The organism is Moorena sp. SIOASIH (assembly GCF_010671925.1).
Classification (GTDB): Bacteria; Cyanobacteriota; Cyanobacteriia; order Cyanobacteriales; family Coleofasciculaceae; genus Moorena.
Genome location: NZ_JAAHIH010000003.1, coordinates 626,496 through 648,330 on the forward strand (window position 1 = coordinate 626,496; position 21,835 = coordinate 648,330).

A 21,835-nucleotide genomic window follows, 5' to 3' on the forward strand; every position below is an offset into this window, starting at 1 on the left:
CAAACCCCCGATAAACCAAGCAAAATAGATGTATCAGCCAATTAGCTAAAACAACACAGAGCAATAGATAAACGATACATGAAAATGGAACGTATTCAGGAAATTCCTACCTTTAAAATTAATGGTTTTGCTGCTCTGGTAGGGATTATTGCGATCGCTAGTTTTGGTGTGTGGTTAGGTAAAGGTCTTGTGGGGTTTTCCAATATCAACGACTTATTGATCTATACCAACAACTTATTTGGTATTGGTCTAGTGATCGTAGCCTTGGTTGCCCTAAAAGGCTTTCTGACTGTGCAGCCTAACCAAGCCCGAGTGCTAGTGTTTTTAGGGAGCTACGTTGGCAGTGTCCGTACCTCTGGCTTTTGGTGGGTTAACCCTTTCGCCTCCAAGCAACTGGTTTCTCTTCGAGTGCGTAATTTCAACAGCGATAAGCTGAAGGTAAATGACGCGAAAGGCAACCCCATTGAGATTGCTGCGGTAGTTGTCTGGCGAGTTGTAGACTCAGCCAAAGCCACATTTGACGTAAATTCCTATGTAGATTTTGTGGCCATCCAAAGCGAGACTGCTATCCGTGGTTTAGCCAGTCGTTATCCCTACGATACTAATCAAGAAAAGCTAGCGTCACTCAGAGGCAGCCCCGAAGAGATTGCAGCAGCTCTCAAGGAAGAATTACAGGCTCGCTTGGAGGTGTCAGGTGTCGAGGTGATAGATAGTCGTATTTCCTATTTAGCCTACGCTCCGGAAATTGCCCAAGTGATGCTAAGGCGTCAGCAAGCACAAGCTATAATAGCAGCTCGTCAAGAAATTATCGAAGGTGCCTTAAGCATGGTGGAAATGTCCATCAAGCGGCTAAAGGATCACCAAATTATTGAGCTAGACGAGGAAACAAAAGCAGCAATGATTAACAATTTGCTAGTGGTTTTGACGGCTGAGCAAAATATACAACCTGTGGTCAATACTGGTAGTCTTAAACTTTAAGCTATCAGCTATCAGCTATCAGCTTATGGGCTATCAGCTAATAGCTATCAGCTATTAGCTTATGTGCTAAGCACACGCTACGCGAACAGCTTTTGAATAAAATAAGCTGACTACTGACGGCTGACCGCTGACCGCTGACCACTGACCGCTGACCGCTGACCGCTGACCGCTGACCGCTGACCGCTGACCGCTGACCGCTGATCACTAAAGGTAAAGCTGTTACTTGACCATAACTTTCGGGAATTCTATCAATAGAAACTCTAATAGTTTTCAGCTTCATCAGGTAATCAAACTATGGATTTGGAACAGATTTCCCGAAAAAGCCTCTTTGGTCAGCTTTTACGTTTGCCCTTAAGGCTAATTCCTCCTGAGATGACAATGCCGATCTGGCTAGGTAAGCTCGCGGGTAAAAAATGGATAGTTGGTGCTGGGAGAAACGGCTGTTGGTTAGGGACTTATGAGTATGACAACCAACGGGTGCTTGAAAAAACTGTGAAATTAGGAAACACTGTATTTGATATTGGAGCTCACGCTGGTTTCTTTACACTATTGACTTCGGTGCTAGTCGGTGAGAAGGGAAAAGTTTTTGCCTTTGAGCCCCTACCCCAAAACCTTGGTTACTTAAGAAAACATCTGTCTATCAACAGCATTACCAATGCAACAGTTATGGCAGCAGCGGTTTCAGAGCGCTCTGGTATGGCATCCTTTAGAGAAACTTCTGGTAGTTATCAGGGGGGTATTTCTTCTCAAGGAACACTTCAAGTCAAGATGGTCAGTTTAGATGAACTGATCGCCAGTGGTGAACTTCCTGTGCCGGACTGCATCAAAATTGATGTCGAGGGGCATGAGAAGTTCGTTCTACTTGGTGCCAAATCTCTGTTGGAAAGTGCTCATCCTACCATTTTCTTGTCTATCCATGGACGACCTGTCTATCAGCAATGTTGTCAGTTGTTAGAATCTTTGGGCTACAAGATTCAAGTCTTAGACAAACCCCATGGTGGAGAACTTCCAAAAAACCTTGATTTGATCGCTTCTTACCCGGGTTGACCGATTGACTGTAAGTAGTAATATCATGCTCGGTTGAACACTTATAAATAGTAGGTAATAGGGAACAGGGAACAGGGAACAGGGAACAGGGAATTAGGAGGGAGATTGCCTACCAGAAGGAAGCTAAGTTTTTTCATAACTGATTAGCTGAACATCATATAAGCCTTCAGATCGAGTCCGGTTTAACCCTATATATAGCCTTTATCATAGCTATTAGTTAGGTACACAGGATTTTTTCCCTATTCCCTATTCCCTATTCCCTATTCCCTATTCCCTATTCCCTGTTCCCTATTTTAAATTGCCCCATGACCCAAAGCCAAACCAGCAACCAGCATCCCTAGTACCAAAAACGGTTGCGCACTAGCCTGGTATTTGACATCATTTTTCAGGGGGTCACGAAGAAAGTACATATCTTGGAAGGTGATTTGGGGGATGATTAATAGGATGAGAATAGCAGCGTAGAGGTTCTGATGAATGCTGATTAAATAACCAGCAATCCCTGCTTGAAAGACATCAATCATCACCACACAAATCCAAGCTGCTGTGGTAACACCAAACATGACCGGTAGGGATTTTAAGCCCAATTCGCGATCGCCTTCCACACTCTTGAAATCATTGACTACTGCAATACCTAACCCTGCCAGGGAGTAGAACAGGGTCAGAATCATAATAGTCCCGTTAAGATGACCAAATAAGCCATGACCTGCCCACCAAGGAAGGGCGATATAGCTGGCACCGAGAGCATAGTTTCCCAGCCAACCATTTTTTTTCAGTTTCAGGGGTGGGGCAGAATAGATATACGCTAGAAAGGCACCACCTAGGGTAAGACAGGTGAGTGTCGGAAATTCATGACCAGCCCAAACATCAAGTCCGTAGCTAAGAGCGATACCTGCTAGGAGTAGCACCACAATCTGGGTGATCACCTGGGGGATAGAGATGGCTCCCGATGGGATAGGACGGTAAGGTTCATTAATGGCGTCGATTTCGCGGTCATAGAAATCATTCAGGGTTTGGGTATACCCTGCCATCAACGGACCAGAAAGCAACATACAGGCGGCTGCCATCAGAAGGTCTTCGAGTGTCCAAGTGTAGCCACCGGAGGAAGCAGCACCACACACTACCCCCCACATCAGGGGTATCCAGGTAATTGGCTTCATCAACTGCAGGCGAATCTTCCATAGGTTGCTTTCACCAGGAGCTGCGCCTTTCATACCCAGTAGCTGACGGGTTTTGGCACTTTGTTCAGTTAGATTTTCTTCAGCCATAGCAACTACCTAGAATGAAATTATCAAATAGCCATCTTGAAACTTAGCCCCTTTCACGGATTGACCACTAAGTTGTGGGGGAAGCAGGATATTATGCCGTTGATCCCCCGCTTCAACGGTGACTTCTGGACCGTATTGGGTGAGTTTCACCTGCTTTTTGTTAAAACCCGGTAAGAATAAACGAACGTTGCGACCAGGAATGTCGATAGTCATGGGTCTGGGTGCCTGGGATGCCTGTTTAAAATCTGGCAGGGCATCGATCAGGGATTGCCAATCTTCCCCTGGTGGGGAAGTGGGAAGAGCATTAACGACTAGAGGGGCAAATTCCGATTCTAATGCTGGGGTTACCGGGGTTTGGTTTACCAGCACACCACCGATAGTAACACCCACTTGTTGGGCACTACCCCACAGATACTTGGCTGTGGCAATGGCTAGGGGGTCATCGGTAGTGACCAGATAGGATGCGACCCGATTGGGATCTGCGATCGCACTTTTTCCATCCTCCAACATATTGTTGGCCTGATTAGTTGATTCACCAGCAAAGTCATCACTCGTCCATGACACATTTAGGATGGCGCTAGTGACGGGTTGGATAAAGGGGGAAAGAGCTTTGCCCAGGTCAGAATCTGCCATGACTTGGCGAAATCTACGACTATACCAACTGATAATTTCTGGCATTCCCAACATTCTCAGGGTAGCTTGAGAGCAGGTGCCATCGTAGATGATCGCGTCATACTGACCGCTTTTGTAGTACTCCCGAAGGGCGTTGAGGGCTAAAGCATGATCCATCCCCGGTAAGATGCCCAGTTCTTGACCATAGACATTTTTTAGGGTAGGCGATCGCAAATATTGCTCCTCTAGCTTTTTGACATCTTCCCAGCTGCGTTCCAGTAGTACTGTAGTCATTAGCTGTACTACCCGGAGGTTAGGACTTATTTCCACCGGGTCAGACGTTGGGGATAGCCCCAGTAGCAGTCCAAAGCTAGGACTTGGGTCTTGTCCTACCAGTAGCACTCGTTGACCGAGGCTCGACAGCTGCTTAGCGGCAGCAATTGCCACAGTAGTGCGACCTGTGCCGCCTTTACCCAGAAATGTTAGAATCCGTGCCATAGTGCAAGTCTCGTGCCTCGGTGCGATCGCGGTTACTAAAATCTAGTCTACGACTTTCAATTCATCCTCAAAGAACCAGGTAGAGGAGTTGTCCTCAAATGTCACCGTTACGCCAACTCCACTGCCATCGGTCATTTTATAATCTGTGATCGTGCCTACTTTTCCCAGTTTATTTGCGATGTCCTTGCCTACCCGGTCTCTTAGACGAAACACTTTTACTTTTTGCCCGATTTTCATTGCTACTAGATCATACGATAAACCACCCCTCAGTTTACCGGAATGTGTCGCGATCGCATCACGGAAAACTGCCATAAGTTCCACTGCTGCCCCTGGGACTGATATCAAGTCCGGTTTAATACCCATAATCTAGGGAAGTGTCGGAAGTGTGGGAGGTGTGGGAGGTGTGGGTAGTGTGGGGAGGGTGCCTCTGCTCCCTACTCCCTGCTCCCTACTCCCTACTCCCTTTGCTATATAAGTTTGTGATCGAAATTTTATCGAAATTAGAACCATGTTATTTGATGAACCTTACTATATTGCGATTAATCAAGCCCGCTGGGCTGTAGCGGAAAACGTTCTCAATCAGCTTAGACTCAATCAGGGATTAAGTTTTACCAGTTGCCTTGACGTGGGCTGTGGTCCCGGTTGGTTTTCTGAAAAGCTGGTGAATTGGGGAGTAAATGTAATTGGTTTAGAGGGTAGACAAGAACTTGTTGAAGAAGCGAGTAAACGGGTAACTGAAGCTAAGTTTTATCAGGTTGATGTTGAATCTACCCCACAGATGTCTCAATTTGCTGGAGCCGACTTAGTGTTTTGCTTCGGCTTGCTCTATCACACAGAAAATCCCTTCAAAGTCATTCGTAATTTGCAGTTATTAACCCAAAAAGTGTTATTTATTGAAAGTATGAATGTTCCTTTCGATGAACCAGTTACCTATCTAGTTGAAGAAGGCAAAAACGAAACTCAGGGCTTAACCTACCATGCCATGATTCCTAGTCGAAGTTGCTTGCTGAAAATGCTCCAAGTTTCAGGATTTCCTTATCTATACGACTATCAGGGTTATGTAGACCATGAAGATTTCTGGGAAACGGAGACCAAGCACCAAAGACGCCGCATATTTTTAGCATCTACAGTAGAGTTACAAGTCAGTGATTTAGTTCCCTCACCTGAGATTGTCACGCCAAAGTATAATTTTTATAAACAATAACTAGACGAGTTTACGAATTAATGGATAGTCAGGAACAGCATTTACCTAGCCATGAGTCGATAAATGAGTTGGATAAGATGGAGATTTATCTTCAGGTATTCCACCATTTTCTGCCTCAGGCGATGGATTTTCCCAACTTGGCGGTACCCTACACCTTGTTTTTGCGATCGCTTCGAGAGAAACTCCATCCAGTAGGGGTTCGGGATATCCAAGCAGTGAATTTGCCATCAGGCTTGACATTCCATGTTGATGTCGGGGATCGACTGGGGTGCGACTTTTACTATGGCCATTACCAAGAATACTTTGATGCCCAGCTCTTTTTAGGTCTGCTCGATGCCAATTCCATTGTGCTAGATGTAGGAGCAAACTTTGGTTACTACGCTGTATCATCAGCTACAAAATTAAGTCCCACCAGTTGTGTTCATGCCTTTGAACCTAACCCAGATGCCTACCAGCTTTTACAACAAAATGTAGAAGTTAACCACTTACAACAGTTAGTTTCTTGCCATGACCTATGCGTCGGTGCTGAAGATGGAGAAACAGACTTTTATATTACCCAGGAATCCGCATTTAGTGGTATGGATGATACTAAGCGGTCTGTCTTGCGTGAAAAGCTCACAATTCCAGTCCGTAGTCTAGACTCGATACTTCCAGAGTTGGGGTTATCCCAAATAGATGCCATCAAGATTGATGTCGAAGGATACGAATTTGCCGTATTAAATGGTGCCATGGCAACCATTCAGCGCTCACCAAATCTAGTGATCATGATGGAAGTGAGTGCCAAGAATCTAAATGAGCAGCGACGTGAAGCATTGATGTCCTCTCTTGTGAATCTTTACAATCAAAACCTCCGGGGCTGGATCGTAGATTCTAACCCGAAAGAACTCAAATCCATACCAACTCCAGAAGCAGCCCTAACTTTAGGGAGTGCTACAAGCGCTAATTTATTCCTAATGGTTTCTGGCTCAGAGCGTGAACATCAATTGAGTAAAGTATATCATAATTTAGAGACACAGCAAGATAGTGATCAACTAAAAGAACCTGATCTTTTTTATACAAAAAGCCTATCACCTAAGGGGGTTGGGTAATCGGTGGATATTCTCTACGACCATCAAATGTTTGCTATCCAGAAATTTGGTGGTATATCCCGAATTTTTATTGAGTTAATCCGAGAGTTATCGCCAAACTCTGACTGCTCAATTCATTGGCATCGTGGTATCAAGACCGATGGGTATGATATTTCAGAGTATCGCGATCAACTCACCGGATATTGGGTGATACCTAAATTGCCCTTGCCGAGGGGTAAGGTTATTAATGACACTATCAATAAACTCTCCTTTCAATGGTTTATCCGTAGATTCGGTAGACAGTATGATATCTATCATCCTAGCTACTATGATGCTGACTTAGTGGAGATTGTTAACCCTAAGAAACTTGTGATCACAATCCATGATATGATTCCGGAAAAATTTCTATCAGGACAAGGTAAGTTTCAGCCATTAATTAAAAATAAGCAGCAGCTAGTTGAACAAGCCGATTTAATTTTTGTAGCTTCCGAAAATACCCGAAATGATTTAGTAGAATTATTGGGAGTTAATCCGGAAAAAACTAAAGTAACCTATTGGGCAAGTCGAATTCAAGAAGCCAAGGAATGTGAGTTACCAAAGAATTGCCGTAGTCAGCCTTACTTCCTTTATGTGGGAACTCGTTCAAAATATAAAAATTTTGAAATAGTCCTCAAAGCGTTTGCTGCTAGTCCTAAATTACGAGATAATTTCAAATTACTGTGTTTTGGGGGTTCCTGTGATTTTTTGGAATCAGAATTAAGGGTTATGGAAGAGAATAATATGCGACAAAATTTCATCTATCTTAGGGGTGATGATGCCCTACTCAAAACCCTATATTGTAATGCCCAAGCCCTAATTTATACCAGCCGCTATGAAGGATTTGGTTTACCGCCCCTAGAGGCAATGGAATGCCAATGTCCAGTTGTCTGCTGCTTAACCTCTTCCTTGCCTGAGGTAGTAGGAGATGCAGCTAGTTTATTTGAGCCAGATTCTGTGGATGGACTAGTTAACGCTATGGAGATAGTTGTAGAAGACTCAGAACAGCGGGCATCTATGATTCAGAAAGGACGGCAACGTGCTAAGCTTTTCACGTGGCAAAAGACTGCTCAACTGACTTGGGATGGCTATCGTTCAATTAACTCATGAATCCTGGACACCGCTATAAGTTTGTCAGCAGTATCAGTTGCTAATCAAACCCCGAAGACGGTAATATTTGGATCGGTGTGAGGTAATACAGTCATGAATAAACAGGATTCAGTTATAGAACAAATTAAACAAGACCGCAAGATTCGAGCAGGGGATGATCCACGAAGGTTAGAGCATTTTGGATTTAAGATACACTCTCAATCGGATGAAGACGGCATTATAGAGGAAATCTTTAATAGAATTGGGATAAAATCAAGAATTTTTGTGGAGTTTGGAGCAGAAACAGGGCGAGAAAACAATAGTCATTATCTTTTAGAAAAGGGATGGACAGGATTGTGGATAGAATCCTTGCCAGACTATGCAAAAACTATTAGAGAAAATTATCAAGATGCCATTGGGGAAGGTCGCTTAAAATTTATCGAAGCGGTAGTTAACGCCGAAAATATTAATGATTTAATTGAAAGGGGTGGTATTACTGGAGAAATTGATTTTCTTTCAGTGGATATTGATAGTAATGACTATTACGTTTATGAGGCTATTTCGGTTATACAACCTAGAGTTGTTTGTTTAGAGCATAATCATTCCTATCCACCACCTCAAGAATGGATCATGCCCTATGACCCTAATTATCGCTGGGATTATAATTCTACAGCTTATGGAGCTTCTCTTGTATCTTTAGAGAAGCTAGCTCGCCATAATGGTATGGTGTTAGTAGGTTGTGGATTATATTCTGCCAATGGATTTTATGTGCGTGAAGATTTAGTCAATGATGCCTTTTCGCCTCCCTTTACTCCTGAGCGTTTTTTCAACCCTTTAGACTATCAAAAAATTGTGAGTTTTCCTCCTAGAGCTGCGGGGGAGACAAAGGGAAGCAACTCTCATCCCTTTAAGATAATCGGGGGGTTTGTGAAAAGAAAAACAGAGCAATTATTGAACATCCTGAAAAAAGGTAATTGAACAAAATCGCGACGCATTCCCCCACTTCGTCCAAGTGGGGGTTAAGGAGCGACAACAACAATTAATTGCCAAAAAATGGAACACCAATAAGCGATTGTCGTCTTGTATTTTGTAAGCTAGAATATTAACTATATGAGAGTTTATTGAGCCAGTGAAAACGCCAAATAAAATCATAAGAACTGATAAGTGGCGACTCAACCCAACCCCAGTTCAAAAGGAGTTGCTAGGGAAAACGGTTGAGGTATATCGCCACGCTTGTCAGTTTTTAGTTGGTATTATTTACACTCACTGGTCTGAACTGGGAGAACTGACAGCAGATCAACTAACTCCGGCTGTCGAAAAGTTAATGCATCAAACAGCTAAACGTCCTAGTATTAAATACCCTCAATTCAAGAAAGCCTTTTATAAATTTCCTAGCTATCTACGTCGTGCTGCGATTGCCTTCTCTGCTGGTCAAGTTAGTAGCTTTGTTACTCGTTATCGGGAGTGGCAGTCGGGAGGCAGAAAAAGAAAGGATGCTAAGCCTCCAAAGCTAAATGCAGACACCGGCTGTTATCCCTCCCTTTACAAGGGACAATGTTACAAGCTGCATGGTTATGACCAAGTCGAAATCAAGGTTTTCAATGGATATGACTGGGTTTGGGCTACCGTTGAAATCACTGGCCTCAGAGAGCGTCACCTGGTTGCAACTAACAAAATGATGTCCCCATCATTGGTTTTAAATGAAAGGAGCTGTCACTTATCCGTTCCATTTACCTGTAAACCAGAAAAAAGAAAACCAGAAGCTAACGTTACTGCGATAGACCTGGGAATTAATACTACTGCTACAATATCAGTTGTAACCCATAGCGGCACTGTAATCCACAGGGAATTCATTCATCCCGGGAGAGACATAGACCGTAGGGATAAGCGACTAAAATCTGTATCCGTACGAGCATCTAAAACGATGGGTAAGGGCGGAAAACTTCATAAAGGTTTTTGCTCTAAGACCTATCAAAAATGCCGAAGAATCAACACCCAAATCGGTCACATTGTCTCTAAGCGAATTGTCGAGATTGCTGAAAAGTTCAACTCTGTTCGCGTAGCGTGGCCTACGGCCTTAGCAATCGTATTTGAGAACCTTTTGGGTTGGAAACCAAAAGGGGGACGTAAACGGTCTAACCTTCGACAAAGGTTTCACGGTTGGCTTAAAGCAAAAATTCGTGATTTTACTGAGATGAAGTGGGCTGAATTGGGCGGCAAGATAGTAGAAGTTGTAGCAGCTTATAGCTCAAAACTTGCCTATGATGGTTCGGGCAAAGTTAAACGTAGTTCAAAGAATTATGCCCTAGCAACCTTCTCCTCAGGTAAGCAATTTAATGCCGTTCGCGTAGCGTGGCCTACGGCCAATCTTAATGGCGCTTACAATATCGGTGCTAGAGGTGTAATTAAACTCACTCACAGAAATGGTGGTGAGGGTCGTTTCAGTAAAAACTCTGGACGACCACCTAGAAGCTGGGTCTGTTTATGTGATCTTTGGGCAAAGGTTAGTCCTAGATTAGCATAGAACACCCCCACCTGGCTATCGCCACGCTACGCGAACGTTCAGGTGGGGTGAGCTTCATTCCAACCAGTGTCTTGATGCAAAGCGCGAGTGGTTTCCCCTATGAGCGACTGCATCGCTTCTGCCTTCTGCCTTCTGGCTTCTGCCTTGCTCTTAGGCATTTTAAATGCCTAAGAGCTTAACGGGAGCTAAAATCACTACCTGTGTACCACTACCGGATTTTGAAGCGATCGCCTGTCAATAGGAATCAACTTTTTTTTGTAAATGTAAATTTTTGTTACGGCGGTTTGCATAACTATCAGGTACACATTGTTTCTCCTCTTCCCTCTTCCCTCTTCCCTCTTCCCTCTTCCCTGCTCCCTGCTCCCTGCTCCCTACAAACCCAAAACTTTGTACCTAACTGAAGTGCAAACCGCTGTAAGACATTCACCATTTCTGCGTTCTAAGTTATTGTTTACAATATAAGTGAACTAGAGAAAAGCTAACTTTAAATTCATGGAAATCATAGTCTTGAGGGCTAAACCAGTCTTTATTTGTCTTTATAAAATCATTATCTAAACCATCAAAAATTATAACGGCTTCAATATCACTTTTATTTTTTGTATTCAAAATAGTTTTGTTTTGATATAATCCAATAACGCTTTCCGGGTTGAGAAATTCCCAAATTTTTTCACTTTCTTTTAGTGTTTCTGAATAAAAATTAGTCTTTTCTAACCCATAGGTTGCTATCAAAAAATTGTCTCTGTTAATAACGTGTTTAAGCACTGTTGGTAAACTTCCTGCAAGTACTTCATAACGCACGCGCGGATTAGCAACTATTAAAAAATTTTCATTATTAGGAGTGCATAATTCAACTTGTTTCAATAGATCATTGATGTACTTACTATCCTTTGCTTGTAGAGAGTACATATTCCAAACTAATGAAAATTTATTTAACAAAATCACCAATAATATGGCTACCATGGAAAGACTTAACCATTCAGAATAACGAGCAATATAAGACAAAACTTTTGCCAGAAAAAGGCAAGCTACTACAATGGCAGGAAATAAATAATAACCAGCAGCTATTCCAGATTTAGAATAGAGCAAAATGTGAGGAGCTGCGGAAACCAATAGGAGTATCAAAAAAGGGGCAAACTCCCTGAGTGGCATTAAGATTGAATCTCGATTTAATTTGGTCAAAATTAGAGATAATCCTAAACCAATCAAAGCTATGCCTAAAAGGCTCTCTGTAAACAAAACATTGCTGGTTGATAAAATTGAAGAAAATTTAAAGCTACTTTTATCTAATCCTGCATATCCTGTCCCAGCAGTTCCCAAATAGAAAATAATATAATAAATTTCTAATACAAATGTAGAAGTGATAAATAGTAAAGGAAATTTATTCTGCTTGATAGTTTGCCAAAGTGAATGTTGTGTTTCATATTTATATAAAAATAGTTTCCCAACCATTAATGTAGGAATAAAAATAAGATAAGATTCTTTACAAAGAGACATAAAAATAGTAAATATAACAAACAATACATTAGTAAAGCCTTCATTATATTTTGGTTTACAACTTAGTCCCAAAAAAACGAGTGATACCGATAGAAAAAACATTCCATAAGCATCTGGTATTATTGGTCTTGTCCATATCTCTGATTGCGATCCTAGCAACGTTGATATAGAAAAAATTAACGCAAATAACACTGAAAAATTCAATAATATACCAAATACAAAAAGGAAAAAAGTTGTCAAACTTCCTAAGAGAGTAATATACAAAAACCATAAGGTTGAATTAATTCCAAATAGTTGAGTTGCCGTGACTAAATTAATTATATAAAAAGGTCTAAATCTCTTGACACTTTTATCAATATTGAGCCAAGTATATACAGTTTTATAAAATCCTTTATTACTCAGATCGTAAGACAGTTGAGGAATTTGATGATCGTCAATAAAATACCGAAAACCAGAGGTAATTAGTCCGGTTTGATAGGCTATACTAAAAAAAGTAATTACAATCAATGTAAAGACAATAAAATTGCTTAATAGTTTGCGGTTATTTAGAGTTTTAAACATAAATAAAATGTATTAGTTTAACTTTAAAAAGTCTACAGCCATCGTCTTACGGTAAAATGGTTTCAATACTCTAATACACGAGCTGACTTTTCACGGCATCTCTGAAAGTCCCTTCAGTCAAAGATTTCCCCCCAAGGCTGATTCTCAATAATCTTAATTTAATGACGCCTAATGTCAAATGAAAGGCAAGAGGAAAGAGTCTGAAAAGTTAAGACATCTTGATTATAGTGACGGGGAAGTCACAAGCGTAAGGTGGGCTGGCTATCTTGGCTTCAATGTGGTTTTGGGTCTGTTGGTGGATTGGCAATGTCCACGAGTTACCGATAAAACCAAAGTCTCCATAAATGTGACAGGCTCTGACCGAATCCAGAATTGCTTAGACTGCTAGCCTTTCATCGGTGTTAGCTGGGACTATACTATAGGCAATGGGAACAGAAGTGTTGAATCCAGTAATAAAAGTTTACAAAAATCCCTGATATCTGTCTATAGTTGTTGTCAATCAAGGTATATTATACTATAGCAATCCTAAGTCATTTGTAAGAACAAGTGGTAGTGGTATACAAGTAGTGATTTGAAAACCCGCAACCTTGACGCTTACTTTAGCCAAACCACTACATCTTCACCACTACCGAAGAAGTTAAGCCGACAAGGCTCGGATCAGCCAAACTTATTTTTATCAATCATCTAGGATTCCTATAGTCAGGGAAAAGCAGCACTTATTATTATGAAAATATCTATAGTTATTCCTGTATATGAAGAAGAAAAAAACTTAAAGGTACTTATTCCTGAACTATCTGAGCAATTCATAAAAATAAATCTAAAACCCGAATATGAAATAATAATCATAGATGATGGATCATCTGATAAAACTTGGAGTATACTCCAAGTTTTATCAAAGGATTATTCAGAAATAAAAGCAAGAAAGTTATCAAGAAATTTTGGCAAAGAAGCTGCTTTGTCTGCTGGGTTAGATATAGCCAGAGGAGAAGCAGTAATAGTTATGGATGGAGACATGCAACATCCACCTTCTTTGATACCAGAATTAATCAGAGTATGGCATGAAACAGGGTGTGACATTGTAGAAGCAGTTAAAGTTGATCGTGGAAAAGAATCTGTCTGGAACAAAATAAGTGCTAATCTCTTCTATTGGATTATGAATAAGTTGTCAGGCTATGACTTAAGGGGAGCCTCTGATTATAAGCTTTTAGACAAAAAAGTCATTCAAGCTTGGAGAAAAATGGGAGAATCTAACCTATTTTTTAGAGGGATGACTGTTTGGTTGGGATTTCAAAAGATCCAAATTCCTTTTAAAGTTTCACATCGTGTCAGAGGCCAATCAAAATTTTCTATTTTAAAACTATTTAATCTTTCTATAACTGGCTTAACAGCATTTTCATCATTTCCATTACATATAGTTACTATATTAGGAATTGTTTTTCTAATATTTTCAGTAATTCTTGGTTTCCAAACTCTTTACCTCAAGATTATTGGAGAAGCCGTTACCGGTTTTACAACAGTAATACTTCTTTTGTTAGTAATAGGAAGCTTTTTAATGATCAGCTTGGGTATTATGGGAACTTATGTGGCAAAAATCTATGAAGAAGTAAAAAGTAGACCTCGTTATATAGTTACAGATAGCATCAATGAATAACAAAAATCAAAATAAATTGCTCTCCTAGACTAAGTAAGATCAATTACTAAAAAAGATGCTAATTTAAAAATGCAAATTTAAGAAAAGTTTTTTCCTTTTTTCGGCCTCTCTCCATTATGAGCTGATGTGCATTTAAATTAGTTATTCCCTGTTCCCTTTCAGGAATTTAGGTATCTCAATCTAAATGCTGAACAGCTTAGCCACGCTGGGAGAGCCAGAATGAATTATTGAAAGCATGAGCCTCTTGCCCCCGTTGCTCCCCCAATGTTGGGGAACTTTGAGGGTTTTGTTCCCCCCAAAATTGGGCAGGGCTGTAACATTGCTCGCCAAAAATGGATAAGGAGATAGGGAGATGGGGAGAATTTTCGACGAATAGTCGGGATTAATGCCGGTATTTATCGAACCATGCTCTTTGCTCCGAATCACGAATTGTTAGTAATTTCAGTTGATTGAAACCGACTAATTCGTCAGATTTTAATGGCTAAATTAGCTTATTTTTCGGTAAATTTTGGTGTATTGCCCTATCCCCCTATCCCCCTATCCCCCTATCTCCTTTCATCTTTAACTTATTACACTTTGAAACAGCCCTGCCCAAAATTGGGGGGCGAGGGAGGCAAAATCATACCATCATTAAGCAACGTCGAAAATTTTATTCATTATCTATAGGCAGGCCCACAAACCCTTTAAATTTAAACCAGAGCGATCGCAATTTCCAAAACTTACTTGTCTTCATGGCCGCCACTTCTAGTTTGGTGTGGTGTAATTCGTATTGAGTTTGTTGCAGTTCTGTAATTTTACTCTGTTGAAGCTGTTGGGATTGAACTAGCTCTACTTGGGTGTTTTGTAATTGCTCTTGAGTTTGTTGTAATTGCTCTTGAGTTTGTTGTAATTGCTCTTGAGTTTGTTGAAGTTTAGTTTGAGTTTGTTGCAATTCTAGGCTTCCGCTATCTTGAAGCTGTTGTGATTGAACTAGCAATGTCCGCAACTCATGAAGTTCTTGTAACTCCTTGGAGAGTTCTTGAGTCGTTTTAACTCGACCACAGGCAAGGGTCGTTGAGTACTCGTGGTCTGTAAGACGAAATTTTACAATATCATGCCATAGATAGTCGCATCCAGGCCAAGTTTCAATAATATCATGAAAAGCCATCCATCCCCCAACTTTCATCAGGGGTAATAATAACCCAAAATCAGTCAGCACATCTAAGTATTCATGAGAACCATCAATAAACACGAAGTCAATCGTCTTTTCTCCAGTTAATTCACCCCAACGCTTCAGAATTTCTAAAGAATATCCCTGAAAAGATTTTATATAGGGAGTCAGTTGGTATTTATCAAGGTTTTCTTTCCAGACCTCAAAGACACTCTTTTCTGGTATGTCGTGGCATTGCCCTATCCATGGATCAATACAGTATATCTTTCGATTAGTCCCCACACAGGCAAAAGCCATAGCTGCCGTAGACCTTCCTTTATAAGAGCCAACTTCAACAATCAGAGCATCCTCAGGAAGGGACTTCACTTTATTAAATAAGAACTCTTCTTGACCAGGAACTAGGAAACCATCAATGGTTTCAACAGCTTCTTTCACCGTCTCATAACTGTTGAATGGTTCCTTAGCACTGACAACTTGATTGAGCACCCTATTAACCATGATTAAACTCCTGTTTTAGCTAACGTTAATTATTGAAAATTTTATTCGTTATCTGTAGGTAAACCGACAAACCCTTTAAATTTGAACCAGAGCGATCGCAATTTCCAAAACTTACTGGTCTTCATGGCCGCAATTTCTACATTAATTACCTTCAACTTAGCCTCAGCTTCGTTCAGTTGGTTCTGAATCTGCTGTAATTGATTTTGCTGAAAATTCTGAATTTTTTCCTGTGACTGTGCCAATTGTGATTGAGTATGCTGAAGGTGTGAGTGTATTTGGGTTAATTGTGACTGAGTATGCTGAAGTTCTGAGTGTATTTGGGTTAATTGTGATTGATTATATTGAATTTCTGAGTGGTATTGATTTAATTGTGACTGAGTATGTTGAAGGTTTGAGTTTGATTGATTTAATTGTGACTGAGTATGTTGAAGGTCTGAGTGGGCTTGGGTTAATTGCGATTTAGTCTGCTGGAGGTCTGTCACAGTTGCACTGACCTGAGAGCGCAAGGAAGCTATCTCTTGATCCTGTTGCTCAATAATCTTCAGAAGCTCAGCACGCCTAGTCTCGCTAGTTTGATACTGAACTTGGATGTTTTGATACTGAACTTGGAGTTTATTAAAGTCAGAGGATTTGTCCAGTAATGCCTGAACCATTCGCCCAGATGGACTCTTGAGCAGATAGTAACTAATTTGCTCATCAGTATAGCGCACCAAAGGCTGCCGACTAGCTACGAAAAACATGTCATAGTCGAACAACTGTTGTTCAAATTGCAGAAACTCAAAACCAAGGTTCTTAAAGAATTGCGACACCCCTCGCCGACTCAAAAGATGGATATGCTCAATAGATTTCATTTGCTCTAAAAAATGATCCTTTTGAGCAACCATCTCTGAATAGGTTTTACCCTCTTCATAATTGGGCATCTGGACAATGAAAATACCATCTTCCTTGAGAAGAGATGCCCCATGGCTCATGGTAGCCACTGGATCAGGTAAATGTTCCATGACATCGTAGAGTACGATGGCATCAAAACATTCTGGTTCTAGTTGCTGGTCCTCGATCGGTCCTGACAAAATGGGGATATTGAATGTCTGTTGTGCAAATTCCACAACCCAAGGGCTAAGCTCCAGACCCATAGCCTCAAAACCTGCCCAGCCCATCATTGCCACAAAGCCACCATGAGCACAACCTAACTCAAGCACTTTGGCTGGCGGTAGTTTATAAGCCATCAGTGTACGCAGCCAGTGGAGGCATCGCTCTGGTAAGTCTTGACGGGCTCGTTGACGAATATCAGGAAAACCATAATGCTCGGTCTGATGAGACAACCAGTACTCTTTACCGTAGAAGTCATGGTTATCATCCTGTACACGGATCTGCTCAGTCCTCAAACCAGTTTTTGACACTAGAGTGCCACATTGATAGCACACAAAGTAGTCGGGGGAAAATTCAGTTAGCTCAGTATTTCCACACCAACAGATATGTCTTAACGTTTGTGTCATCTTGTTGTTGTAGGGAGGTGTTGATAAATTAGCTCGAACTTACGTCTGATCACAAGTCCGGATTGAAAACCCTTTTTTTAATTAAGTCCCCAGAGAGGGAATAAAAATAAAGGGTCTTAAGAATTAAGACTTGGAAAACTGGGAAGTTATCTACAACAGGTTAATATTCTGTAGTACCGTCAAACCTATCAACGCTAATCCCCCACTACCCATGACAATTCTGACCCTGCGGAGAACCTGAGGCTTCATATAGCCAAGATAGCCCACCATACCTAACATTAGTGCAATGGACAACAAACTACCGCCAAGACTAAAGAATAGATTTCCTTGGACTGGAGAAACGAATGAGATTAGTTGCACTAGAGTCCTGTCAGCATACATGGCGGTAGATAGCAGTAGTAAGTTTATCCCTAAAATTAGACTAACTAGTGGAACTAACAGGGGTTTTAGTTGAAACCAGCCTGACCGCAATTTCCAGAATTGATTGGACTGCATTGCAGCTAGAGCTGACCCCGCTTCTTTAAGTTCCCACTGTTTTTGCTGAAGTTGAGCCTCTGCGTACCTCAATTGCTCTTCGAGATCCCCTGACTGAAGCTGAGTTGGTTGAAATTGAATTAGGGACGGACTTGGGGGTAGCTGTTGTTGGATTTGAGCCTGTAACTTCCTGAATTCTCCCCAAAGGGGGGAACCTATACCAGTACCATCATTTTTGATTGTCTTAGCAGTTTCGACCAGAACCTCTACCACGGTATCGGCCATCTTTGACCAGGAAAATTTCTTCGCGTGTTCAAAACCATCAGCAATCAACTGCTTACGAACCTCTGGGTTTTGAACTTTGTACAGCGCATCAATCAGCTCGTAAAGATTAGATTGATCCACATACAATGCTGCTTCCCCAGCTGCTTCAGGAAGAGAGGAGTGACGACAGGTAATTACAGGGCAACCACACACCATTGCTTCGGTAACTGGTAATCCGAAGCCTTCGTACAGAGAGGGGACAATCAGAGCGATCGCACCAGAATACGCTACTTTCAATTCTTCATCACTCAGGGGCAGAACCATCGTTGTTATTCCTTCTGCCAGGGTAGCTAGCTCAGGTTCTAACTCAGGTCTACCACCTACACAAACCACCCCAAACTCTTGCTTATCCACCAGCTTAGATAATGCTCTGAACAGAAAGATAGCGTTTTTATACCCATTAACACCAGTCCTTTCCCCTACTAATAGTAAGTAGGGCTTGGTCACATTGAATTTAGTCTTAAACTCATTGATATCATCATCGCTTGCCGGGGAAAAAACCTTCTTGATACCACAGTGAGCTACCGTTACCTTTGACCGGGAAATATGGGGGAAAAACTTAATCAGATCTCGAGCAGTACTTTCGGATATCGTAATATAACGGGAGGCGTGTAAGATACCGTAATGTTTTTCTTTCCAACCTGCTTCGTTAAGATTGGCACCGATCACTTCTGGAATCATGTCATAAGCCATAAATACAGAAGGAGTAGATAGGGGTGCGGTATAGTAGCTGGAAATGAATAGATCAGTCCCTTTTTCATCACAGATTTCCTGCAACAAGTCAGCATCTGCTCCCGTTTTGTTGTAATCGTAAGCTCGAATAGGGCGATAGCGAATTCCAGGAATCCTCGGAGCCGTTCCAGCCCGGTCTAAAACAATCACATGGTTCCCAAAGCCATTAGTTGCCCATTCCTCTAGCAAAGACTTCCAGACTTGGGAAATCCCAGAGTTAGGAAAAAATTGGAAAAATACCCCATCAACCAAAATTTGGGGGAATGGTCTTTCAATCTTCATAGTTTGTTGCTGAAATTCTTCCAGTTGCAAAAACTGCCATTTTTCGCCGTCAGGCTCCTTCTGAGCAATCGGCACAATACCACAGATATCCGCCGGTTCAACCAGGGTTTCATCCTCAACCCAAGATAAATGTTGACGCAGAAAAACCGGAAATTCAGACTGCTGCTGTAGTGTCTGCCACTCGGCCAGAGCATTCTGGTAGCCGTAGTAGCTCTCCTTAAACTGCAACTGTTTCGGTGTTACATAAGCAAAGTGTTGAAAGACCAGTCCCTGCGCTTCGGTTTCTCGATGTAGGAATGGATTGATGCTTGCTATATCTTGCCCATGCCCATGATTAGTTGACTGATTAGTTGACGACGGTTGGACTAGCCTTGGGGGTTCGTGGGCTGCCCAGAAAGCTCCCGGTTTAAACCTCCAGACGCGCAACCATTCCTGTTTGGGGTTTTGTGTATAGCAATTGCGACTGCTGACAATTAAATTTTCCCCAACAAAATACCAACACCAGAAGAAAGCAGCCGTCTTGTCAGGTTGGTCGATGAACATCTGTCGGGCTTTACAGATTTGCTCAGTTGTCCACAACTCATCCACATCTACCTGCCACAACAGACAGTCTTGTTGGATATTGCCAACGGGAGCATTCACCATTTCTCGCTTGCCCTCCCAGAAAACCCCATCAGGTTTGCGATAGACGGTGATCTGGTCAGGGTAGCGTTCCATCAGTTGGTCGAGATACTCTGTGGTGCCATCAATACTACGACCGTTGTGGTGAATTTCATCACTGACATACCCACCCGTCGCTAAACTCCAGGCAGTATCATGCTTCAATTTCGCTACACCTTCAATAATGTGCCAATGCCATGGGAATGGCAGTTTACTGAAGACGTCAATATGATAGCGAATGAAGGGTTCACCATTGAGAACAATGGTAAAAAAATTGATGGGAAGAGGGGTTGAGACTTGACCTGACTGCCCAGCTGAGTGGTGACTACCCGCTTTAGCAAAAATGGAGTAACCATTGCGCACAGACGCATTTTGATCAATCAGTTTATAGTTTTTATCTCTTAATAACCGATGGTGATTAGTATAATTTTTGTAGGTACAAATATCATCAAGTAGGATGTATTTGGATCCGTAAACCTGGTCTAATTCCACCTGACCCGTGAACTCGGAGCCGTCGATTAAGACTAGATCAAAATCCTCGATCTGGTTTTCTTGCTTAATCGTTTCAATCCCATCTCCAGAGGTTCCCATTTCCCTAACATAATCGATATCTTGACGAAGCCAACCCAAGACTTGTTCAAGAGGGTAATTATTGAGAGGGCTGCGATGGGCATGATAAAATTCCGTAACCTGATCTTCCCTAGGAAACTGCTCTAGGGAAATTGATGAAATATTGTAGCACTTAACAAAAGAATCCTCCCGATAGCGTTCCCTTAACTCAGTAAAACGAGGTTGTGAAACCTCCATACAGAATAACACTGGATGAGACGGGTTTTCCCTGAGCCCCTTGACAAACGCTTCGGTGCTTCCCGCACCGGATGAAGACCCAATTTCTAGAACCGTCTTGATATCTTCTTCCCGAGCTATCCTCTGAATTGCTCTATAAAAATCGTCGTCTTTAATCTCAGGAGCAATTAAATAATCTAGTTCGGATTTTGACCTATTACTTGGCATATGAAACAGCTCCTCACACACACCTGAAAAAAACTTGGCAATAACTTTGGCAAGAGATAACGTTTAACCTATTAGTCTAAGGTGTTAGTCTAACCGGTTAGACTAATCATACTTGTTCCAAATTTGTCAAGTTTAGTCTGATATTACCACTTTGTCCATTCTGATTGATACCGGTTTCCATCTCAACAATTTTCGCAATTTCAGCAATTTTCGCCCGGGCTTGCTCTAATTCAAGCTTTAGGGCATGGTATTCCGTTTCAACGGCTTGATATTTGTTTTCAAGAGCTGTATAGTTGAGATTGAGTGTATTTCTACCGTTTTCGGCATTTTGAAGCCATTCTCTTAGGTTAATGACGAACTCCTGATATTTGAGGATTCTTCTGTTCAACCAGTAGGAATCTTGATACATTGGGCATTGGTTCTGAATACTATAGGATTCAGGTAGGGATAGTCTTAACTGACTAGAAATGCCTCCTGCATAATAGGATGTGATTGTGCGAGGATAGTAACACAATTTCACAGTCTCATTCTGGATTAGCCTCAGAAACCATTCATAATCCGATGATATTCTGTAGCGTTCATTGAAAAGCCCTATCTTAGAGAAAAACAAGTTAGCTCTGGAGAAGCTGGCTTGGTGAGGCAAACATCCACAGATCAGTTCATCAGCTACGTCTTCAGGCATGGGAGGCTTGACTAAAATGGTAGACCCAGATTGCTCTCTAACCTCTAGGTCTCCATACACAAAATCACAGGAGGGATTTGCCAACAGGAAGTTAACGGTATCTTGGATAACTTGATCATCAAGATAATAGTCATCTGAGTTAATAAAACCAATAAACTCACCAGAGGAGTACCTAACTCCCTTATTCATTGCTTCATAGATACCGCCATCAGGTTCGCTAATGAATCGGCTAATCTGATCACTATATTTATGAGCAATCTCCTTAGTTTTGTCTTGGGAGTTGCCATCAATAATAATGTACTCTATATCCTCATAGGTCTGAGAGACGACACTCTTGATCGCTCGCTCTATAAACCGCTCAGCATTTTTACATACAGTGATAATTGAAATCCTCACACACTCCTCCTCGGAATTATCACTATTAGGGTGATAATACTGGTTTAACTATAGGTTTAACTATATTCCAACTTGTCAGATTACCATCTTTCATTTACCTT

General features: G+C 41.6%; 18 protein-coding genes. 9 read left to right on the top strand and 9 right to left on the bottom strand.

The window, feature by feature from the left end; all coding sequences use genetic code 11:
• Nucleotides 1–84 precede the first annotated feature (84 nt).
• Nucleotides 85–978, top strand: a complete 894-nt coding sequence (locus F6J90_RS17990; RefSeq protein ID WP_293096289.1) for an SPFH domain-containing protein — start codon at nucleotides 85–87, stop codon at nucleotides 976–978.
• 37 nt (nucleotides 979–1,015) lie between these two features.
• On the opposite strand, the gene F6J90_RS17995 is transcribed toward F6J90_RS17990, so the two are convergent.
• Nucleotides 1,016–1,258 carry a hypothetical protein gene (locus tag F6J90_RS17995; RefSeq protein ID WP_293096292.1) on the bottom strand — a complete coding sequence of 81 codons (243 nt, stop codon included), beginning with the start codon at nucleotides 1,256–1,258 and terminating at the stop codon, nucleotides 1,016–1,018.
• Between the two features lie 14 nt (nucleotides 1,259–1,272).
• On the opposite strand from F6J90_RS17995, the gene F6J90_RS18000 reads away from it, so the two are divergent.
• The gene (locus tag F6J90_RS18000; RefSeq protein ID WP_293096295.1) at nucleotides 1,273–2,025 is read left to right on the top strand and encodes an FkbM family methyltransferase; all 753 of its coding nucleotides are present in this window, start codon (nucleotides 1,273–1,275) and stop codon (nucleotides 2,023–2,025) included.
• Between the two features lie 293 nt (nucleotides 2,026–2,318).
• Here F6J90_RS18000 and chlG read toward each other — a convergent pair whose 3' ends face one another.
• Genes chlG through F6J90_RS18015 form a run of 3 tightly spaced genes read right to left on the bottom strand, consistent with a single transcriptional unit; the run spans nucleotide 2,319 to nucleotide 4,712 of the window.
• Entirely contained in the window at nucleotides 2,319–3,290 is a 972-nt protein-coding gene (chlG, locus tag F6J90_RS18005; RefSeq protein WP_293096297.1) for a chlorophyll synthase ChlG, read from the bottom strand.
• A gap of 9 nt (nucleotides 3,291–3,299) precedes the next feature.
• Nucleotides 3,300–4,400, bottom strand: coding sequence for an ArsA family ATPase (locus tag F6J90_RS18010; protein ID WP_293096299.1), 1,101 nt, complete (start codon nucleotides 4,398–4,400; stop codon nucleotides 3,300–3,302).
• Between the two features lie 42 nt (nucleotides 4,401–4,442).
• Nucleotides 4,443–4,712: a DUF2862 domain-containing protein gene (locus tag F6J90_RS18015; protein ID WP_366513777.1), complete on the bottom strand. Its 270-nt coding sequence runs from the start codon at nucleotides 4,710–4,712 to the stop codon at nucleotides 4,443–4,445.
• Between the two features lie 196 nt (nucleotides 4,713–4,908).
• Here F6J90_RS18015 and F6J90_RS18020 point away from each other — a divergent pair, with 196 nt between their 5' ends.
• The 6 genes from F6J90_RS18020 (at nucleotide 4,909) to F6J90_RS18045 (ending at nucleotide 10,721) form a co-directional block, all read left to right on the top strand.
• Nucleotides 4,909–5,604: a class I SAM-dependent methyltransferase gene (locus F6J90_RS18020; protein ID WP_293096302.1), complete on the top strand. Its 696-nt coding sequence runs from the start codon at nucleotides 4,909–4,911 to the stop codon at nucleotides 5,602–5,604.
• A gap of 20 nt (nucleotides 5,605–5,624) precedes the next feature.
• Entirely contained in the window at nucleotides 5,625–6,692 is a 1,068-nt protein-coding gene (locus F6J90_RS18025; RefSeq protein ID WP_293096305.1) for an FkbM family methyltransferase, read from the top strand.
• A 3-nt stretch (nucleotides 6,693–6,695) separates the two neighbouring features.
• Nucleotides 6,696–7,817 (top strand): glycosyltransferase family 1 protein, encoded by a 1,122-nt coding sequence (locus F6J90_RS18030; RefSeq protein WP_293096308.1) that lies wholly within the window; start codon nucleotides 6,696–6,698, stop codon nucleotides 7,815–7,817.
• A 93-nt stretch (nucleotides 7,818–7,910) separates the two neighbouring features.
• Nucleotides 7,911–8,774: a hypothetical protein gene (locus F6J90_RS18035; protein ID WP_293096311.1), complete on the top strand. Its 864-nt coding sequence runs from the start codon at nucleotides 7,911–7,913 to the stop codon at nucleotides 8,772–8,774.
• Between the two features lie 151 nt (nucleotides 8,775–8,925).
• Nucleotides 8,926–10,320, top strand: a complete 1,395-nt coding sequence (locus tag F6J90_RS18040; RefSeq protein ID WP_293096313.1) for a transposase — start codon at nucleotides 8,926–8,928, stop codon at nucleotides 10,318–10,320.
• A gap of 200 nt (nucleotides 10,321–10,520) precedes the next feature.
• Entirely contained in the window at nucleotides 10,521–10,721 is a 201-nt protein-coding gene (locus tag F6J90_RS18045; protein ID WP_293096316.1) for a hypothetical protein, read from the top strand.
• Between the two features lie 43 nt (nucleotides 10,722–10,764).
• Here the strand turns inward: F6J90_RS18045 and F6J90_RS18050 are convergent, their stop codons facing one another.
• A complete protein-coding gene (locus F6J90_RS18050; RefSeq protein ID WP_293096319.1) occupies nucleotides 10,765–12,375 on the bottom strand; it encodes a hypothetical protein in 1,611 nt (536 codons plus the stop codon).
• 724 nt (nucleotides 12,376–13,099) lie between these two features.
• Between F6J90_RS18050 and F6J90_RS18055 the strand changes: the two genes are divergently transcribed.
• Nucleotides 13,100–14,026: a glycosyltransferase family 2 protein gene (locus F6J90_RS18055; protein WP_293096322.1), complete on the top strand. Its 927-nt coding sequence runs from the start codon at nucleotides 13,100–13,102 to the stop codon at nucleotides 14,024–14,026.
• Between the two features lie 649 nt (nucleotides 14,027–14,675).
• Here the strand turns inward: F6J90_RS18055 and F6J90_RS18060 are convergent.
• The 4 genes from F6J90_RS18060 to F6J90_RS18075 form a co-directional block, all read right to left on the bottom strand.
• Nucleotides 14,676–15,674 (bottom strand): class I SAM-dependent methyltransferase, encoded by a 999-nt coding sequence (locus F6J90_RS18060; protein WP_293096325.1) that lies wholly within the window; start codon nucleotides 15,672–15,674, stop codon nucleotides 14,676–14,678.
• Nucleotides 15,675–15,715: 41 nt separating this feature from the next.
• Entirely contained in the window at nucleotides 15,716–17,170 is a 1,455-nt protein-coding gene (locus F6J90_RS18065) for a methyltransferase domain-containing protein (RefSeq protein ID WP_293096328.1), read from the bottom strand.
• A 150-nt stretch (nucleotides 17,171–17,320) separates the two neighbouring features.
• On the bottom strand, nucleotides 17,321–20,656 hold the full coding sequence (locus F6J90_RS18070; protein ID WP_293096330.1) for a glycosyltransferase family 1 protein: 3,336 nt from the start codon (nucleotides 20,654–20,656) through the stop codon (nucleotides 17,321–17,323).
• A gap of 106 nt (nucleotides 20,657–20,762) precedes the next feature.
• A complete protein-coding gene (locus F6J90_RS18075; protein ID WP_293096333.1) occupies nucleotides 20,763–21,734 on the bottom strand; it encodes a glycosyltransferase family 2 protein in 972 nt (323 codons plus the stop codon).
• Between the last annotated feature and the right edge of the window lie 101 nt (nucleotides 21,735–21,835).

Bases quoted from the DNA above. Each gene is read 5' to 3' on its own strand.
- F6J90_RS17990 (WP_293096289.1), top strand. From the start codon at position 85: ATGGAACGTATTCAGGAAATTCCTACCTTTAAAATTAATGGTTTTGCT.
- F6J90_RS17995 (WP_293096292.1), bottom strand. From the start codon at position 1,258: ATGAAGCTGAAAACTATTAGAGTTTCTATTGATAGAATTCCCGAAAGT.
- F6J90_RS18000 (WP_293096295.1), top strand. From the start codon at position 1,273: ATGGATTTGGAACAGATTTCCCGAAAAAGCCTCTTTGGTCAGCTTTTA.
- chlG (WP_293096297.1), bottom strand. From the start codon at position 3,290: ATGGCTGAAGAAAATCTAACTGAACAAAGTGCCAAAACCCGTCAGCTA.
- F6J90_RS18010 (WP_293096299.1), bottom strand. From the start codon at position 4,400: ATGGCACGGATTCTAACATTTCTGGGTAAAGGCGGCACAGGTCGCACT.
- F6J90_RS18015 (WP_366513777.1), bottom strand. From the start codon at position 4,712: ATGGCAGTTTTCCGTGATGCGATCGCGACACATTCCGGTAAACTGAGG.
- F6J90_RS18020 (WP_293096302.1), top strand. From the start codon at position 4,909: ATGTTATTTGATGAACCTTACTATATTGCGATTAATCAAGCCCGCTGG.
- F6J90_RS18025 (WP_293096305.1), top strand. From the start codon at position 5,625: ATGGATAGTCAGGAACAGCATTTACCTAGCCATGAGTCGATAAATGAG.
- F6J90_RS18035 (WP_293096311.1), top strand. From the start codon at position 7,911: ATGAATAAACAGGATTCAGTTATAGAACAAATTAAACAAGACCGCAAG.
- F6J90_RS18050 (WP_293096319.1), bottom strand. From the start codon at position 12,375: ATGTTTAAAACTCTAAATAACCGCAAACTATTAAGCAATTTTATTGTC.
- F6J90_RS18055 (WP_293096322.1), top strand. From the start codon at position 13,100: ATGAAAATATCTATAGTTATTCCTGTATATGAAGAAGAAAAAAACTTA.
- F6J90_RS18060 (WP_293096325.1), bottom strand. From the start codon at position 15,674: ATGGTTAATAGGGTGCTCAATCAAGTTGTCAGTGCTAAGGAACCATTC.
- F6J90_RS18065 (WP_293096328.1), bottom strand. From the start codon at position 17,170: ATGACACAAACGTTAAGACATATCTGTTGGTGTGGAAATACTGAGCTA.
- F6J90_RS18070 (WP_293096330.1), bottom strand. From the start codon at position 20,656: ATGCCAAGTAATAGGTCAAAATCCGAACTAGATTATTTAATTGCTCCT.